General features: G+C 72.2%; 16 protein-coding genes. 4 read left to right on the top strand and 12 right to left on the bottom strand.

What is annotated here, in order from left to right:
- Window positions 1-15 precede the first annotated feature (15 nt).
- Window positions 16-1,854 (bottom strand): translation elongation factor 4, encoded by a 1,839-nt coding sequence (gene lepA / locus GQ466_RS06615; protein WP_161101825.1) that lies wholly within the window; start codon window positions 1,852-1,854, stop codon window positions 16-18.
- 258 nt (window positions 1,855-2,112) lie between these two features.
- Between lepA and rpsT the strand changes: the two genes are divergently transcribed.
- On the top strand, window positions 2,113-2,379 hold the full coding sequence (rpsT, locus tag GQ466_RS06610) for a 30S ribosomal protein S20 (protein ID WP_161101824.1): 267 nt from the start codon (window positions 2,113-2,115) through the stop codon (window positions 2,377-2,379).
- A 60-nt stretch (window positions 2,380-2,439) separates the two neighbouring features.
- A complete protein-coding gene (locus GQ466_RS06605) occupies window positions 2,440-2,985 on the top strand; it encodes an RNA 2'-phosphotransferase (protein ID WP_161101823.1) in 546 nt (181 codons plus the stop codon).
- Here GQ466_RS06605 and GQ466_RS06600 read toward each other — a convergent pair.
- Complete coding sequence (locus tag GQ466_RS06600) at window positions 2,921-3,451, bottom strand: hypothetical protein (protein WP_161101822.1); 531 nt, start codon at window positions 3,449-3,451, stop codon at window positions 2,921-2,923. The two genes, GQ466_RS06605 and GQ466_RS06600, sit on opposite strands and share 65 nt — an antisense overlap.
- 70 nt (window positions 3,452-3,521) lie before the next feature.
- Between GQ466_RS06600 and GQ466_RS06595 the strand changes: the two genes are divergently transcribed.
- On the top strand, window positions 3,522-4,382 hold the full coding sequence (locus GQ466_RS06595; RefSeq protein ID WP_161101821.1) for a LysR family transcriptional regulator: 861 nt from the start codon (window positions 3,522-3,524) through the stop codon (window positions 4,380-4,382).
- Here GQ466_RS06595 and GQ466_RS06590 read toward each other — a convergent pair.
- Genes GQ466_RS06590 through GQ466_RS06560 form a run of 7 tightly spaced genes read right to left on the bottom strand, consistent with a single transcriptional unit; the run spans window position 4,379 to window position 11,206 of the window.
- Complete coding sequence (locus GQ466_RS06590) at window positions 4,379-5,971, bottom strand: bifunctional 3-(3-hydroxy-phenyl)propionate/3-hydroxycinnamic acid hydroxylase (RefSeq protein WP_161101820.1); 1,593 nt, start codon at window positions 5,969-5,971, stop codon at window positions 4,379-4,381. The genes GQ466_RS06595 and GQ466_RS06590 overlap by 4 nt on opposite strands.
- Entirely contained in the window at window positions 5,968-6,681 is a 714-nt protein-coding gene (locus GQ466_RS06585) for a dienelactone hydrolase family protein (RefSeq protein WP_161101819.1), read from the bottom strand. The genes GQ466_RS06590 and GQ466_RS06585 overlap by 4 nt, the downstream gene beginning before the upstream one ends.
- Entirely contained in the window at window positions 6,678-7,361 is a 684-nt protein-coding gene (locus tag GQ466_RS06580) for a class II aldolase/adducin family protein (protein ID WP_337193344.1), read from the bottom strand. Before GQ466_RS06580 ends, GQ466_RS06585 begins: the two co-directional genes overlap by 4 nt.
- Entirely contained in the window at window positions 7,358-8,455 is a 1,098-nt protein-coding gene (locus tag GQ466_RS06575) for an alcohol dehydrogenase catalytic domain-containing protein (protein ID WP_161101818.1), read from the bottom strand. Before GQ466_RS06575 ends, GQ466_RS06580 begins: the two co-directional genes overlap by 4 nt.
- The gene (locus GQ466_RS06570; RefSeq protein ID WP_161101817.1) at window positions 8,452-9,435 is read right to left on the bottom strand and encodes a hypothetical protein; all 984 of its coding nucleotides are present in this window, start codon (window positions 9,433-9,435) and stop codon (window positions 8,452-8,454) included. The genes GQ466_RS06575 and GQ466_RS06570 overlap by 4 nt, the downstream gene beginning before the upstream one ends.
- Window positions 9,432-10,388, bottom strand: coding sequence for a TAXI family TRAP transporter solute-binding subunit (locus tag GQ466_RS06565; protein ID WP_337193343.1), 957 nt, complete (start codon window positions 10,386-10,388; stop codon window positions 9,432-9,434). The genes GQ466_RS06570 and GQ466_RS06565 overlap by 4 nt, the downstream gene beginning before the upstream one ends.
- Window positions 10,385-11,206 carry a fumarylacetoacetate hydrolase family protein gene (locus GQ466_RS06560; protein WP_161101816.1) on the bottom strand — a complete coding sequence of 274 codons (822 nt, stop codon included), beginning with the start codon at window positions 11,204-11,206 and terminating at the stop codon, window positions 10,385-10,387. The genes GQ466_RS06565 and GQ466_RS06560 overlap by 4 nt, the downstream gene beginning before the upstream one ends.
- Before the next feature lie 145 nt (window positions 11,207-11,351).
- Between GQ466_RS06560 and GQ466_RS06555 the strand changes: the two genes are divergently transcribed.
- Window positions 11,352-11,846, top strand: a complete 495-nt coding sequence (locus GQ466_RS06555) for a VOC family protein (protein WP_161101815.1) — start codon at window positions 11,352-11,354, stop codon at window positions 11,844-11,846.
- Between the two features lie 38 nt (window positions 11,847-11,884).
- Here GQ466_RS06555 and GQ466_RS06550 read toward each other — a convergent pair whose 3' ends face one another.
- Genes GQ466_RS06550 through GQ466_RS06540 form a run of 3 tightly spaced genes read right to left on the bottom strand, consistent with a single transcriptional unit; the run spans window position 11,885 to window position 15,842 of the window.
- Window positions 11,885-12,964, bottom strand: coding sequence for an ABC transporter ATP-binding protein (locus GQ466_RS06550; RefSeq protein WP_161101814.1), 1,080 nt, complete (start codon window positions 12,962-12,964; stop codon window positions 11,885-11,887).
- Entirely contained in the window at window positions 12,961-14,718 is a 1,758-nt protein-coding gene (locus GQ466_RS06545; RefSeq protein ID WP_161101813.1) for an ABC transporter permease subunit, read from the bottom strand. The genes GQ466_RS06550 and GQ466_RS06545 overlap by 4 nt, the downstream gene beginning before the upstream one ends.
- Window positions 14,715-15,842: an ABC transporter substrate-binding protein gene (locus GQ466_RS06540; protein ID WP_161101812.1), complete on the bottom strand. Its 1,128-nt coding sequence runs from the start codon at window positions 15,840-15,842 to the stop codon at window positions 14,715-14,717. The genes GQ466_RS06545 and GQ466_RS06540 overlap by 4 nt, the downstream gene beginning before the upstream one ends.
- Between the last annotated feature and the right edge of the window lie 119 nt (window positions 15,843-15,961).

Genomic DNA, 15,961 nt, shown 5'->3' with positions numbered 1-15,961 from the left:
CGGGAGGGGACTCCGTCACTTCTTGGTCTTCTCGGCGGGCTCGGTCGTGGAGAGCGCGGCGACGAACGCCTCCTGCGGGACGTCGACCCGGCCGATCGTCTTCATCCGCTTCTTGCCCTCCTTCTGCTTCTCCAGCAGCTTGCGCTTGCGGGAGATGTCGCCGCCGTAGCACTTGGCGAGGACGTCCTTGCGGATGGCGCGGATGTTCTCCCGGGCGATGATCCGGGCGCCGACGGCCGCCTGGATCGGCACCTCGTACTGCTGCCGGGGGATCAGCTCCTTGAGCTTCGACGTCATCATCAGCCCGTAGTCGCGGGCCTTCTCCTTGTGGACGATCTGGCTGAACGCGTCCACCGACTCGCCCTGCAGCAGGATGTCCACCTTGACGAGGTCGGACTCCTGCTCGCCGCTCGGCTCGTAGTCCAGCGAGGCGTACCCGCGCGTCCGCGACTTGAGCTGGTCGAAGAAGTCGAAGATGATCTCGGCGAGCGGCAGCGTGTACCGGATCTCGACGCGGTCCTCCGAGAGGTAGTCCATGCCGAGCAGCGCGCCGCGCCGGCCCTGGCACAGCTCCATGATCGCGCCGATGTGCTCGCTCGGGGACAGCAGCGTCGCCTTCACGACCGGCTCGTAGACCGTCCCGATCTTGCCCTCGGGGAACTCGCTCGGGTTGGTGACGGTGTGCTCGGTGCCGTCCTCCATCACCACCCGGTAGACGACGTTCGGCGCGGTGGAGATCAGCGTCAGGCCGAACTCGCGCTCCAGCCGCTCCCGGACGATCTCCATGTGCAGCAGCCCGAGGAAGCCGCAGCGGAACCCGAACCCGAGCGCCGCCGACGTCTCCGGCTCGTACACCAGCGCGGCGTCGTTCAGCCGCAGCTTGTCGAGCGCGTCGCGCAGGTCCGGGTACTGGTCGCCGTCCATCGGGTAGAGGCCGGAGAACACCATCGGCTTCGGGTCGCGGTAGCCGCCGAGCGCCGTCGCGGCCCGCCGGGACGCGCCGGTCACGGTGTCGCCGACCCGCGCCTGCCGGACGTCCTTCACGCCGGTGATGAGGTAGCCGACCTCGCCGACGCCGAGCCCGCCCACGGGCTTGGGCTCGGGCGAGATGACGCCGACCTCCAGCGTCTCGTGCGCGGCGCCGGTCGACATCATCAGGCTTTTCTCGCGGCGCGACAGGTTGCCGTCGATGACGCGGACGTAGGTGACGACGCCCCGGTAGGTGTCGTACACCGAGTCGAAGATCAGCGCGCGGGCCGGTCCTTCGGGGTCGCCGACCGGGGCCGGGACGGTCTCGACGATCCGGTCCAGCAGCTCGCGGACGCCCTCGCCCGTCTTGCCCGAGACGCGCAGCACGTCCGCCGGATCGCCGCCGATGATCCCGGCCAGTTCCTCGGCGTACTTCTCCGGCTGCGCGGCCGGCAGGTCGATCTTGTTGAGGACCGGGATCAGGTGGAGGTCGGCCTCCAGCGCCAGGTACAGGTTCGCGAGCGTCTGCGCCTCGATGCCCTGCGCGGCGTCCACCAGCAGCACCGCGCCCTCGCACGCCGCCAGCGACCGCGACACCTCGTAGGAGAAGTCGACGTGGCCCGGCGTGTCGATCAGGTTCAGGATGTGCTCGCGGTCCCCGTGCGTCCAGGGGAGCCGGACGGCCTGGCTCTTGATCGTGATGCCGCGCTCGCGCTCGATGTCCATGCGGTCGAGGTACTGAGCGCGCATCTGGCGTTCCTCGACGACCCCCGTGAGCTGGAGCATCCGGTCCGCGAGCGTCGACTTTCCGTGGTCGATGTGCGCGATGATGCAGAAGTTGCGGATGATCGCGGGGTCGGTCGTGCTCGGCTCAGGCGCTGCCACCGGGTTCCGTTCGCAAAATCACAGATGGGATTGGGGTCGCGGCGGCACAGGCCGCCGTTCTCCATAGTCCCACGCGACCCGGGATGCTCCGTGCAGCGGCTCCGGTTCGAGTTAAGCGTCCGCCATTGGTAGGCTGTGCGTCTGCGTGTGGCGTAGTCGTGCCCTGGGGGGCACCGTCCGCCCCCGTTCTCATTCGTTGGATGCCTGCCCGGCGCCAGCGGCAGGCGAAACTCACGACCAAGGCTGAGGCACTACGACGTGGCTAACATCAAGTCCCAGATCAAGCGGAACAAGCAGAACGAGAAGGCTCGGCTGCGCAACAAGGCCGTCAAGTCGGAGCTGAAGACGGCCATCCGCAAGTTCCGCGAGGCCGCCGACGCCGGTGACGTCGAGAAGGCGGTCGCCGCGCAGCAGTACGCCGCCCGCAAGCTCGACAAGGCCGCGAGCAAGGGCGTGATCCACAAGAACCAGGCCGCCAACCGCAAGTCGGCCATCGCCAAGCAGGCCGCCGCGCTGGCGAAGTAGGCGCTTCCGGCGAAGCCGCGGCCCGCGGGCCGCGGCTTCGCCGTTTCCGAAAGAGGCGCCGTGGACGACCGGACGGTCGCGATCTCCCGCTTCCTCGCCCGCCATCTCCGGCACCGCCCGGCGGCGATCGGGCTCGTCCTGGACCCGGCGGGCTGGGCGGACGTGGACGCGCTCCTGGCCGCCGCCGCCCGGCACGGCTTCCCCGTCACCCGCGCCGAGCTGGACGCGGTCGTCGCCGCCGACGCCAAGGGCCGCTATGCGCTGGACGCGGCGGGCCTGCGGATCCGCGCCAACCAGGGGCACTCGGTGCCGGTCGAGCTGGGCCTGCCGGTGGCCGCTCCCCCGCCCGTCCTGTTCCACGGGACGGTCCGGCGCGCGCTGGACGGCATCCGCCGCGACGGCCTGCTTCCCATGGGACGGCACGCCGTCCACCTGTCGCCCGACCGGGCCACCGCCGAGCGGGTCGGCGCCCGCCGGGGCCGTCCGGTGGTCCTCACGGTGGACGCGGCCGGGATGGCGGCCGACGGGCACGAGTTCCGCGTCAGCGCGAACGGCGTGTGGCTGGTGCCGGCCGTCCCGCCGCGCTTCCTCGCACCGCCGCCGTGATCATCTCTTCGGCGTCTGACCAGGTCAGCGGGTTGGGCAGCGCGGACGGCCCGCGCTGCGGCCCGAACAGGTAGCGGTGCGGGACGATCCCCTCCAGCGCCCGGTGGACGTCCGGACGGTCGTCGATCATGTGCGTGATCCCGAGCCGCGCGCAGTGCACCGCCTTCTCCGGCCGCTTGCGGCAGAACCGGACGTTCCCCGGATCCAGCCCCGTCCGGGCGTAGAAGTCGTGCCGGTCGAGCCACGCGAGCGTCCGCTGCCGGATCCGGTCGCCGCACTTGGAGATGATCCAGGCGCGTCCGTCGAACAGCGCGACGAGGCGCGGCACCGCCTCCCACATGCCCGGCATGGCGGGCGAGGCGAGGGCGTCCTCCAGGGTGCCGTCGAGGAAGACCGTGTCCTGCTCGCCGGTGACGTGCACGCCGCCCATGATCACGCGGCCGAAGTCGATTCCCAGTGCGTTCATGGCGTCCAGCGTCGCGGGCCGAGGACTCGAAGAGAACTAGATAAAGCCCCACAAGCTATAGGCTCAGCCTATGGAACTGGAGCGGGTGTCCACCGACGCGCTCGCCGCGTTCGCCGTCTTCGCCGAGCACCGCAACTTCACGCGGGCGGCGGCGGAGCTGTCGATCTCGCAGCCGTCGCTGCACGCGAAGGTGGCGCGGCTCGCGGCGTCGCTGGGCCGTCCGCTGTACATCCGGCGCGGGCGGACGCTCACGCTGACGCGCGAGGGCGAGCAGGTCGCCCGGTTCGCGCGCGAGCTGGACGCGCGGGTCGGCGGGTTCCTCGCCGAGCTGCGCGGCACCGCCCCGGCCCGCCGCCCGGTGCTCGCCGCAGGCGAGGGCGCCTACCTCTACCTGCTCGGCGAGGTCGTGCGGGCGGTGCCGGGGCTGCGGCTGCTGAACGGCGACCGGGCGCGCACGCTCGCCGCCGTCCGGACGGGCCGCGCCGACGTGGGCGTCGCGGTGCTGGACGTCCTGCCCGCCGACCTGGAGACCGTCCTGCTCGCCCGGTACCCGCAGGTGCTCGTGGTGCCGCCGGACCACCCGCTGGCCGCGCGCGCCAAAGTGGAGCTGCGCGACCTGGCCGGGTCGGCGCTGGTCGTCCCGCCCGCCCCGGGACCGCACCGCGTCGCGCTGGAACGCGCGCTGCGCGCCGCCGACGTGCCGTGGACGGTCGCGGTCGAGGCCGCGGGCTGGCCGCTGCTGCTCCACTTCGCCGCGCTCGGCGTCGGCCCGGCCGTGGTGAACGGCTGCGTCCGGACGCCGCCGGAGCTGGTCCGGCGGGAGATCACCGATCTTCCGCCGGTCCCGTACCACGCCGTCCACGTCCCCGGCCGGACCGATCCCGCGTGCGCGGACCTGCTCGCCGCCGTCCGCGCGCACGTGCCGGGCTAGCCGGCGCGGCGCTCCGCGTCGGCGGCGTCCCGTGCGCACAGGGCGAGCAGCGGCGCGGCCACGCTCGCCTGGAGCGGGGAGAACACCGCCGCGATGTACCGGTCCGGCTTGACGAGCACGAACCGGCCCCGGGCGCTCGCCAGCGCGGCCTGGAGGCGTCCGTCGGCGTCCGCGACGGCGCGGCGGCCGGGGTTCGGGCGGGGCAGCCGCTCGTCCAGCGCGACGTCCACCAGGGTGAGGCCGTCGAGCGGGAGGTCGCGCGCGACGCGGTCCCACGCCGCCGCCGGAACGTTCACCCCGAGCAGCGCGAGCCCGTCGCCGAGCACCTCGTCCAGCGGACGCGGGTGCAGGCTCGGCGGGACGAGCACGCGCGGCTGCGGGAGCTGCGTCCCGGTGAGCCGGTGCCCGCCCGCGACGAGCCCGGCCTCGTGGACCGCGCGCGGCCGGAACCGCATCTCGCGCAGGTAGCGGCGGCCCCACGGCGTCGCCAGCAGCGCCCGGACGGTCGCGTCCCGCAGCACGCCCCGCGCCGGGCTCGTCGTCATGACGACCCGGCCGAGCCGCTCGGAGAACGCGACCATCGCGGTGGCGTGCGGGCGGCGCTCGGGCTCGTAGGTGTCGAGCAGCGCCTCGTCCGCGCGGCCGTGCCAGACCTCGGCGATCTTCCAGACGAGGTTGGCGGCGTCGCGGACCCCGGAGTTGAGGCCCTGCCCGGCGAACGGCGGCATCATGTGCGCCGCGTCGCCGAGCAGGAAGCATCGTCCGTCGCGCCAGCGGTCGGCGACGACCGCGTTGAACGTGTAGTTCGTGCAGCGCTCCACCTGGTCCGGGGTGATGGACCGGTAGGGACGGACGAGCCGTTCGATGGTCGCGAAGTCCGGCCGGGTGCCGCCGTCGCCCTCGCCGGGGTGCAGGCGGAACTCGTAGCGGCAGCGGCCGTCGCGACCGGGGACGATCACGGTGGGCCGGTCGGGCCGCCCGTGGTGCATGCCGTAGCGCTCGTCGTGGGCGTCGCCGGTGGTGTCGGCGACGAGCCAGACGTCGCGGTGGCTCGTCCCCGTCATGTCGATGCGCCGGAGTTCGCGGATGGTGCTGCGCCCGCCATCGCAGCCGAGGACCCAGCTCACGTCCAGGCTCACGTCGCCGTCGGCGGAGCGCAGCGTCGCGGTCGCGCCGTGGCCGGAGTCCTTGACGTCGACCAGCTCGGTCGCGAACCGGACGTCCACGCCGGGCCGGCCGCGCAGCGCGTCCAGCAGGACCTTCTCCAGCTCGGGCTGGGCGAACTGGTTCTTGAACGGGTAGCCGAGCCGGTAGGGCTCGGGACCGCGCGCGTGGAACAGCGGACGGCCCTTGCGGTCGTAGTAGCGCGTGCCGGTGCCGGGGACGACGATCTCCAGCACGGTCTCGGCGAGCCCGGCGGCCTGCAGCGTGCGCAGCGACTCGTCGTCCAGGCTGATGGCCTTGGCCTCGTCGCTGGTGGCGGGGTTGCGCTCGACGAGGACGAGCGGGACGCCGCGCGCCGCGAGCAGGTTCGCGGCGGTCAGCCCGACCGGCCCCGCGCCGACGATCAGGACGGGCGGTGGCGTCATCGGGTCACCCGGAGGCGCTCGGCGAGGAACGTGTGCGTGCGGTCCCAGGCGGTGGCGGCGGCGTCCGCGCGGTACATCGCGGGGCGGGCGTCGCAGGCGAAGGCGTGCCCGGCGGACGCGTACACGTGCTGCTCGTAGTCCACGCCCGCCTTGTCGAGGGCGGCGTCGATGGCCTGGACCTGCTCGGCCGGGATCGTCGGGTCGTCCGCGCCGACGTGCAGCAGCAGCGGCGCGGTGATGGACGCGGCGCGGTCGAGCACGGCGAACGGTCCGGCGGCGATGCCGGGGCCGTAGAACACGACGGCGGCGCCGAGGGCCGGCAGCGCGGTCGCGGCGGTGAACGCGGCGCGCCCGCCGAAGCAGAACCCGACGACGGCGATGTCGGGGCGGGCGACGTCCTCGGTGCTCTCCAGCCGGTCCACGACGGCGCGGACGTCGGTGATGGTCTGGTCCGGGCCGAGCGCGCCGATGAGCCCCATCGCCTCGGCGTGCTGGTCGTAGCCGATCTCGCCGGTGTTCGTCCGGTGGAACAGGTCGGGCGCGACGGCGAGGTAGCCGCGCTCGGCGAACCGCTGTGCGATGTCGCGGATGTGGGCGTTGACGCCGAACGCCTCCTGGAGGACGACGACGGCGCGTCCGTTGGGCGTGTCCGGACGGGCGACGTAAACGTCCATCGGCCCGTCGGCGGTGGTCACGGTGATGGCGGTCATCGGGAGGAGCCCTTTCGGTCGAGGTAGTTCCAGCCGGCGTCGAGTTGCCCCGGCGGCCAGCACTGGAGGCGTTTGGCGGCGGCCTCCGCCGCGTCGGAGAAGACCCGGACGGGCCCGGCGGCCATGGCCATGAGCTGGGTCTGGCACGCGCGGTCGAGCAGGACGGCGTGCATGACGGCCGCGCCGACCTCGGTGCCCGCCGCGACGAGGCCGTGCTTGGGCATGAGCGCGGCGGGCGCGTCGCCGAGCGCGTCGGCGAGCGCCCGGCCGAGGTCGGGGTTCTCCACCAGGCCGCCGGTGCGGGTGAAGCGCGGGACGTCCGCGCCGCCGAACAGCGCGCCCTCGTGGGAGATCGGGAGCAGCGGCGTGTCCAGCGCGGCGAACGCGACGGCCGCCTGCGCGTGGGTGTGGATCGTGCAGACGACGTCGGGCCGCCGCCGCATGATCTCCAGGTGGATGTGGCACTCCTTGTGCGGCTTGCCCTCGCCTTCGAGGACGTCGGCGTCGAAGGAGACGAGCTGGACGCGGTCGGCGTCCACCTCCTCCAGTCCCCAGCCGGGCGCCTTGATCCAGATGCCGCGCCCGTCCGGATCGCGGACGGCGGCGTGGCCCCAGACCATGTCGGCCTGCCCGGCGGCGGCGAGCGCGCGGGTGGCGCGGATCGCGAGGTCGGCGGTCACGGGTGCACCACCGCCATCCAGATCGGCTCGGTCCGGTCGGTGAGCGCGGTGAGCGCGGCGTCGACGTCGGCGAGCGGGAACCGGTGCGTGATCAGCTCGTCGGCGGTGAGCGCGCCGGAGCCGAGCAGGTCCAGGACGGCGGCGGTGTCGGCGCGGGTGCAGCCGCGCGTCCCGGCGACGCGCCAGCAGTGGTGCTGGAGGTCGCGGGCGGTGTGCGGGAACGGCGAGCGGTTGCCGCCCATCGCGACGAGCGTCGCGCCGGTGGCGAGGGCGGCGGTGGCCTGGCCGGTGCCCGCGCCGTGCGGGAGGTAGTCCACGACGGCGTCGGCGCCGCCGGGCGCGAGGTCCAGCAGCCGCCGGGTGAGCCCGCCGGACGTCTCCCAGTCCGCGCCGAGGTCGTCCAGCGCGACCGTCCGAGCGGGCAGCGGGCTGATCGCGGCGACGGCGGCCAGGCGCTCGGCGGATCGTCCGACGAGGATCAGCCGGGACGCGCCGAGGTGCGGGGCGAGCTTGACCGTCGCGGTGCCCATCGTGCCGGTCGCGGCGGTGACGACGAGCGTCCCGCCGGGCGGCAGGTCGGCGGTGCGGACGGCGCGCAGCGCGTTGCCGAAGTCCTGCACCTTCGCGGCGACGTCGAAGCCGACGCGGTCGGGCAGGACGTCCACGAGCCAGGCGGGCGCGCGGACGAACTCGGCGAGCCCGCCGTCGTGGTACCGCTCGTACAGCGGCATCGGCCCGGTGCCGTGCGCGCCGGACCCGAGCATCGCGGCGGACGCGCACATCTGCTCGCGGTCGGTGCGGCAGTAGACGCAGTCCCGGCAGGACAGGCCGGGGTGGACGCGCACCCGCTTGCCGACGAGCGAGGCGTCGGCGTCCGGGCCGACGGCGGCGACGGTCCCGGCGATCTCGTGGCCGGGCGTGCTCGGCAGGTACCGGAACGAGCCGCGCGCGAGCAGCTTCATCAGGCTCGGCGCGAGCCCGGCGGACGCGACGCGGACGAGCACGTCCCCCGGCCCCGGCTCGGGCACCGGGATCTTCTCCAGCGCGAGCGCGTCCGCCCCGGCGTGCGCGCGGGCGGCGAGCATGGCGGTCATCGCAGCGCCTCGATCGCGGCGACGTCCAGCCGCTCGGCGGTCCGCGCGGTCTCGGCGACCTGCGGCAGCTCGCGGCCGGACACGAGCGTGATGTGCGCGCTCGGCCCGTCGTGGATGCTCGTGGCGGCGACGCCGACCGGGATCCGCACGAAGTCGCCCGGCTCCAGCCGGACCGTTCCACGCTGCGTGACGAGGTGCCGGTGCCCGCTGATCTGGTACTGGATCTCCTCGGCGTTGCGGATGCGGCGGTAGGTCAGGCCGTCGCCGGACGCGGCGTAGGTCCGGCCGATCCACACGTCCCGCGAGGTGTAGAGCCAGGTCGTGCCGGGCGCGGTCGCGTCCGGGTGCAGGACCTGGAGCCGTTCGCCCTCGTTCTTGCCCTGCTCCAGCAGCATCAGCTCGTCCACCGGCGCCATGACGATGTCGTGCCCGGTCCCGCCGAGGCACTCGGTGATCAGCTCGTTGGTGATCACCGGCTCCCAGCCCTCGAACGGCGGGATCACGACCTCGGCCGTCCGGGCGGGCGGCAGCGCCTCGGCCACCGGCGCGGGGACGTAGAACAGGATGTGGATGTCCTCGCGGCCGTAGTTGTCGTGCGCGACGCCGACCGGGAGCCGGGAGAAGTCGCCCGGGTGCAGGTCGATGCTCCCGAGGTCGGTCATCAGCGTCCGCACGCCCGTGACCTGGTACGACATCTCGTCCACGTCGCAGTTGCGGTGGTAGAACGGCTGACGGTTGTTCATCGTCTGCCACTCCAGCCGCAGGAACTCGCTCTCGTAGACGCCGCGCGGGTGCGCGAACGGCTGGGCGATGTACTCCGGCGGGAAGTGGACGACCTGGAGCGGCGGGTGGTCGCGGTGCCGCTTGCGCCCGTCGGCGGACGGGATCGGCTCGGCGAGCAGCAGGTCCTCGCGCCGCTCGAAGATCCGGGCCGGGACGTCGAACGGGAACGTCTCGAACCGCTCGCGGACGTTCGTCATGTCAGTGCTCCTTGCTCGCGGTAGTACGCCTCGGCGCCCGGGTGCAGCGGGACGGGCAGGTCACGGCAGCACTCGCGCAGGTTCACCGGGCTCGTCAGCGGACGGGTCGGGCCGGTGAACCGCGCCGTGATCGCGCCCTTCTGCTCGTCCAGCGCCCGGACGGCGAGGTAGGCCAGCTCGTCGGGCAGGTCGTCGGCGCAGTAGAGGACCCAGCCGGAGAAGTCGATCGCCGGGACGTCGGCGTCCACGCCGCGCAGCCGGTCCTTCTCGATGACGCCGGCGGGCATCCCGATCTCGGCGCAGTGCGCGAGGACGTCGTCGTCCAGCGGCAGGAACCGCAGGTCGTACTGGGTCGTGAGCTTCTGCCACCGCATCGTCATGATCGCCTCGTCGAAGACGGCGTCGAACGACGGGTCGGCGGGGACGACGTCGGGGGCGTTCTGGGCGCGCGGGCGGTCGTCCAGGCGCGTCCCGCCCCAGCTCACCAGGTCCTCTTCGGAGAAGCCGTACTGGGCGAGGATCTCGTCCATCACCCAGCGCGCGGGGTGGCCCATCTCCCGGCCCGGCATCGAGACCTTCAGCGGCAGCCGCTTCTCGGCGATCTCGTGCAGGCTCGTGATCCCGGTCTCGCGGCGGACGGCCAGGGCGAGCCGGTCGTCGTGCGCGAACGCCGCGACGGCCTTCACCGGCAGCGGCTCGGCGTACGGGCCGCGGCCGAGCCGCGCCATCGCGAGCGCCCAGGTCGGCGTGGTGATCCCGAACTGGTAGCGGCCCTCGGCGACCAGGCGCGGGCCGTCCATGCCGAGCAGCGCGGGCGGCGTGCCGGTGACGGCGGCGATCGTGGAGCCGTCCGGCAGCGGGCTGCGGTAGCCGCCCATCCCGTTGGCGAGCAGGCTGCCGATGTTCATCCAGTTGTTCCCGGGACACAGGATCCGGACGTCGACGGGGTTCACGCTTCGGCCTTCACCGTGTTGCGCAGGACGCCGATGCCCTCGATCTCGACCTCGACCACGTCGCCGTCGGCGAGGAAGACCTGCGGGTCGCGGCGGAACCCGACGCCGCCCGGCGTGCCGGTGAGGATGACGTCGCCCGGCTCCAGCCGCGTGAACTGCGACGTCACCGCGATCAGCTCGGGGATGTCGAAGATCAGCCGGTCCGTGGTGGACGCCTGCATCTCCTTGCCGTTCAGCCGCAGGGAGATCGCGAGCTTGCCCGGGTCCAGTTCGTCGGGGGTGACGAGGACGGGTCCGAGCGGGGTGGAGTCGTCCCACGCCTTGCCCTGCGTCCACTGGTGCGTCTTGTACTGGAAGTCGCGCATCGTCACGTCGTTGCAGATCGTGTAGCCGAGGACGTGGTCGAACGCGTCCGCGCGCGCGATCCGGCGACCGCCCTTGCCGATGACGACCGCCAGCTCCGCCTCGTAGTCCACCTGCGACGACTCGGGCGGCAGCAGGATCGCCGCGTCGTGGCCGATGAGGTTGGACGCGAACTTCGGGAACAGCACCGGGTAGGTCGGCAGCTCGCGGCCGGTCTCCTCGATGTGCGACCGGTAGTTCAGCCCGACGCAGAAGATCTTGCCGGGCCGCGCGACGGGCAGCAGCTCCAGGCCGTCCAGGCGCGTGCCCGCGTCGTCGGCGGACGCGTCCCGCAGGCCGTCGGACGTGACCTCACGGTCGATCCGGCGCACGCCGTGCAGCCGGTGCACCCGGTCCCCGTCGAGCCTGCCCAGCGCCTCGGCGCCGTCCTGGTCCCGATACGCAACGAATCGCATCCCCGACTCCTTGTCTCTGTCCTGATTTGCAGAGCATACATCCTGTTATTCGCGACACGCCAGCTCTGGATCACCCGCGTTGGCTCGACTAGGCTTGTCCCATTAAGCAGGATCACGTTCCTGAAAAACGAGACAAGGAGCCAGCATGGCCATCACCGGACTCGGCCACACCGGGCTGTGGGTCTTCGACCTGCCCAAGATGCGGGACTTCTACGAACGCGTCCTCGGCCTGACCGTCACCGACGAGGACGCCGGCCTCGGGATCGTCTTCTTCAGCGCCCGCCCGGACGAGGAGCACCACGAGTTCGTCCTGCAGAAGGGCCGCACCGCCGAGCCCGGCGCCAAGCAGCAGCACCAGATCTCCTGGCGCGTCCAGTCGCTGGAGGACATCCGCGCGTTCCACCGCCGGTTCCAGGAGGAGGGCGTCGAGGTCCAGCAGGAGGTCACCCACGGCAACGCCTTCGGGATCTACTTCTTCGACCCCGAGGGCAACCGCAACGAGGTCTACCTGCGCGTCGAGCGCGACGTCCGGCAGCCGTTCCGCAAGTCGATCGACTTCGGGCTGCCCGCCGAGGAGATCTACGCCGAGGCCGACCGCCTCCTGCGCGACGGCGGCCCGGACTACCAGCCGGTCCAGTGACGGAACGGCCCGGGGCCGTGCGCCCCGGGCCGTCACCGTCAGGCCAGCACCGCGATCTTGTCGGCCGGCAGTTCGAGCCACACCTCGTCGCCGGACACGGCCGCCAGGTGCGGGTCCTGCCGGGTGACCCAGACGGCGTCGCCGACGCGGATGTGGCAGTCCACCGCCTCGCCGACGAACATGACCCGGTCCACGCGCCCGCGCACCACGTTCGGCGTCCCGGACGGCTCGGACAGGTGCAGCAGCACCGACTCGGGACGCACCGCGAGCAGCACGTCCTCCCCCGCCGCGTGCGGCGCGTCCTTCACCGCGAACTCGCCGACCTCGGTCGTGATCCGCGCGCCGTCCGCGCCCCGGCCGGGCAGGAAGTTCGTCGTCCCGACGAAGTCCGCGACGAACCGCGTCTCCGGCCGCTGGTAGATGTCGCGCGGCCGGCCCTCCTGGACGATCCGGCCCGCCTGCATCACCGCGATCCGGGACGACATGCTCAGCGCCTCGTCCTGGTCGTGCGTGACGAACAGCGTCGTGATGCCGGTCTCCTGCTGGAGCGACGCCAGCTCGGCCCGCATCGCCTGGCGCAGCTTGGCGTCCAGGTTGGACAGCGGCTCGTCCAGCAGGAGCAGCTTCGGCCGCCGCACGAGCGCCCGCGCGAGCGCGAGCCGCTGCTGCTGGCCGCCGGAGAGCTGGGTGGCGTTGCGTCCCTCGAAGCCGCCCAGGTGCACGGCGGCGAGCGCGCTCTCCACCCGCGCCGCGATCTCCTTCTTCGGCACCTTCGGCCGCGCCACCCGCAGCGGGAACGCCGCGTTCTCGAACACCGTCATGTGCGGCCAGATGCCGTAGCTCTGGAACACCATGCCGATGTCGCGGCGGTTCGGCGGGACGAACACGCCGTCGCCGGTCACGGCCGTCCCGTCGATGACGATGCGGCCCTCGTCCGGGCGCTCCAGGCCCGCGACCGCCCGCAGCGTGGAGGTCTTGCCGCAGCCGGACGGGCCGAGCAGCGTGTAGACCTCCCCCTCCTTCACCTCGAACCCGACGTCGTCGATCGCCTTCACGACGGTGTCGCGATCGGCGAACCCCTTGCGCAGTCCCTCGACCGCCAGCGGCGTGCCCGTCATACGGGGGCCTTCCCTTCGTTCTTGCGGGTGAGCAGGAGGAACAGGACGACCACCGGCGCCATGAACAGGATCATCAGCAGCGTCAGCGCCGACGACGCCCCGACCTGGCCGCTGTTGAACAGCGTCCAGGACGCGACCGACAGCGTGAGCGTGTCCTGTCCTCCGATGAGGGTCGGGACGGTGAGGTCCCGCAGGCTCAGCAGCGCGAGCCAGAGCCAGGTGTAGGTGACGACCGGGCGCAGCAGCGGCAGCGTGACGCGACGCAGCGCCGTCCACGACGACGCCCCCGACATCGCCGCCGCCTCCTCCAGCTCCACGTGGATCTGGAGCAGGCCCGCGTTGAACATGCGGGTGCCGAACGCGATCTGGACCAGGGCCGTCACGCCGACGAGCAGCGCGAGCGTCCCGTACAGGCCGTACCAGCCGCGCGTCCAGTACAGCGCGGCGATCATCGCGCCGAACGCGAAGACGGTGGTCGGCACGGCCTGCGGCAGGAACGCGACGAGGTCGTAGACCATCCGGTAGCGGCGGCGCGCCCGGACGACCACGAACGAGAACGCGAGGCTCATCAGGACGGCCAGCGTCGGCGCGATCACCATCAGCTTGATCGTCGTGGTCAGGCCGCGCTCCACGAACGACCAGTCGAGCTGCCGGTAGTTGTCCAGCGACGCGACCTTGAACGCCGCCGCCGACGGCTTCTGGACGAACGGCAGCAGCGAGATCCACACGACCATGAGGACGGGCAGGATCGTCGACCACAGGAAGTACCCGCCGACGAACAGCCACGCGGCCCACCGCCAGCGGCCGAGCCGGATCCGCGCGGGCCGGTGGCCCTTGCCCGCGACGACCTGGTACTTCCGCCCGGACCGCAGCACGCGCTGGTACCAGAGCGTGAACGCGACGCCGAGCAGGATCATCACGGCGCTGAACGCCGCCGGGACGCCGTACTCGGGCGTCCCAGCGGACGGGTTCGTCGCGACGTACAGGTAGCTGCTGAACACGTACGTCCGGTTGGACAGGCCCATGATCAGCGGGATGTCCAGGGACGACACCGCGATCGTCCCGGCGAACAGGCCCGCGCCGAGCAGGCCGGGCCGCACCAGCGGCAGCGTGACCCGGAACAGCACCCGCAGCGGTCCCGCGCCGGACGCCCGCGCGGCCTCCTCCAGCGACCCGTCGAGCGCGCCGAGGCTCGCCGACACCATCCCGAACACCAGCGCCGACAGCGCCAGGCCCTCGACGAACCCCATGCCGACGAGCGACACGATGTTCACCGGGGCGTGCCCGAGGTGGAACCACTCCATCAGCCACTGGTTGACGGCGCCGATGCGCGGGTGGAACAGGAAGATCCAGCCCATCGCGGTGAAGAAGCCGGGGACGAGGATGCGCAGCACCATCGCGGTGGCGATCGTCCGTCCCCAGCCGAAATCGGAACGCTCCACGAGCAGGGCGAGGGCCGTCCCGAAGAACAGCGCCACGCCCACGGTGACCAGCACGTACACGACCGTGTTGCGGACGACCGACCAGACCTCGGCGTCGCCGAACAGGACGGTGAAGTTGCTCGTCGTCAGCGCGCCGTCCGGCGTGCCGTGGGCGCGGAACCCCAGGTAGACGACCACGCCCAGCAGCCCGACGATCACCAGTGCGGGGACCGTGATGACGACCGCGAGGAGGCCCGTCGCGGCCGGCCGCCGCCGCTGCCGCACGGGCTCGGCGGCGACGGCGGGCGGCTCCCGCAGCGCGGTCGCGGTCACTTGCCCGTCAGGAGCTTGATCAGCTCCCCCTTGAAGCGGCCGTCGTACAGCTCGGGGTTGGCGGCGGCGAACTCGTAGTCCAGCTTGATGAACTTGGTGCCCTGCGCCTCGTACCCGGCGATCTGCTTGGCGGTCTTGCTGCCCGGCAGGCGCATGTTGTCGTTGAAGTCGCCCTTGTACATGATCTGCTGCGCCTCGGGGGTGAGCAGCCAGGTCGCCCACAGCTCGGCGGCGTTGGGGTGCGCCGAGTTCTTCGGGATGCCGATGTAGCGGGTCGAGATGATCGCCGCGTCCTTCAGGACGGTCGTCGCGACCGGGGCGCCCTGCGCGGCGAAGATGTCGCCGATGTTGACGCCGCAGGAGACCCACAGGGCCGCGAACTCGCCGGACGCGATCCGGTTCAGCTCACCGCAGCCGAGGTAGCCCTTCGGCTTGAAGCTGCGCAGGTAGGACCGGACGCCGTCGATGCCCATCGCCTGCTTGGAGCCGAGCGCGTTGAACTGCGCCGCGTAGGGCGTGCTCGCGATCGGCTTGGTGAGCTTCAGGACGTCCTGGGCGGTCTTCGGGACCTCGTTCTTCGGGATCAGCGTCGTGTTGTAGGTGAAGCCGGGGATCTGGTCCACCCAGGTCAGCGCCGTGTTGTCGGAGTTGGCGAGGCCCTTGGTCCACGGGGCCGTCTTCGCCCAGTCGATCGTCTTCAGGGCGTTCTTGCCCTTCGGGCCGACGCCGAACGTCGACTCCGGGTTCCCGAGGAAGGCGTCGGTCGAGGAGGGCTTGCCCGCCTGGTACTCCTGCGCCAGCTTGCCGGCGTTGGTCGGCATGTTCTGCTGCGGGGTCAGCGTGACCTTGATGTTCAGGCCGTACGCCGTCTTGAAGGCGTCGGTCAGGTTCTTGAGGGTGCTGCGCCCGTCCAGTCCCCAGTTGAGGTTGAGCGCGCCCTCCTTGTTCGCGGCGGCGACCATCGCGCTCAGCGCCGGGTTGTTCGCCAGGCGGGTCTTGGCGGCCTCGGCGGCCTTCGTGGCGGACTCGTCCGTCCCGCCCGAACCCCCGCAGGCCGCCGCGACCCCGGCGACCAGTGCGACCGCCAGGGCCGGCTTCCACTGCTGCAACAGACGGAGCCCCATCTGATCCTCCTCCTCGGACACTGTCCCGATAACTGGGACAGTGGTCCTGAATTATGCAAGTCGGAGCAGGTCAGGGCAAGGCTTGCAAGTTAGCTACCTCACAGTCCTACTTTGAAGAA

This window comes from Actinomadura rayongensis (genome assembly GCF_009831215.1).
GTDB lineage: Bacteria > Actinomycetota > Actinomycetes > Streptosporangiales > Streptosporangiaceae > Spirillospora > Spirillospora rayongensis.
This window is presented reverse-complemented; position numbering and strand designations above follow the sequence as displayed.

Coding starts and splice junctions, on each gene's coding strand:
- GQ466_RS06600 (WP_161101822.1), bottom strand. CDS start 3,451: ATGAACGCACTGGGAATCGACTTCGGCCGCGTGATCATGGGCGGCGTG.
- GQ466_RS06540 (WP_161101812.1), bottom strand. CDS start 15,842: ATGGGGCTCCGTCTGTTGCAGCAGTGGAAGCCGGCCCTGGCGGTCGCA.
- GQ466_RS06570 (WP_161101817.1), bottom strand. CDS start 9,435: ATGACGAACGTCCGCGAGCGGTTCGAGACGTTCCCGTTCGACGTCCCG.
- GQ466_RS06595 (WP_161101821.1), top strand. CDS start 3,522: ATGGAACTGGAGCGGGTGTCCACCGACGCGCTCGCCGCGTTCGCCGTC.
- GQ466_RS06555 (WP_161101815.1), top strand. CDS start 11,352: ATGGCCATCACCGGACTCGGCCACACCGGGCTGTGGGTCTTCGACCTG.
- GQ466_RS06550 (WP_161101814.1), bottom strand. CDS start 12,964: ATGACGGGCACGCCGCTGGCGGTCGAGGGACTGCGCAAGGGGTTCGCC.
- GQ466_RS06585 (WP_161101819.1), bottom strand. CDS start 6,681: ATGACCGCCATCACCGTGACCACCGCCGACGGGCCGATGGACGTTTAC.
- GQ466_RS06590 (WP_161101820.1), bottom strand. CDS start 5,971: ATGACGCCACCGCCCGTCCTGATCGTCGGCGCGGGGCCGGTCGGGCTG.
- GQ466_RS06560 (WP_161101816.1), bottom strand. CDS start 11,206: ATGCGATTCGTTGCGTATCGGGACCAGGACGGCGCCGAGGCGCTGGGC.
- GQ466_RS06575 (WP_161101818.1), bottom strand. CDS start 8,455: ATGACCGCCATGCTCGCCGCCCGCGCGCACGCCGGGGCGGACGCGCTC.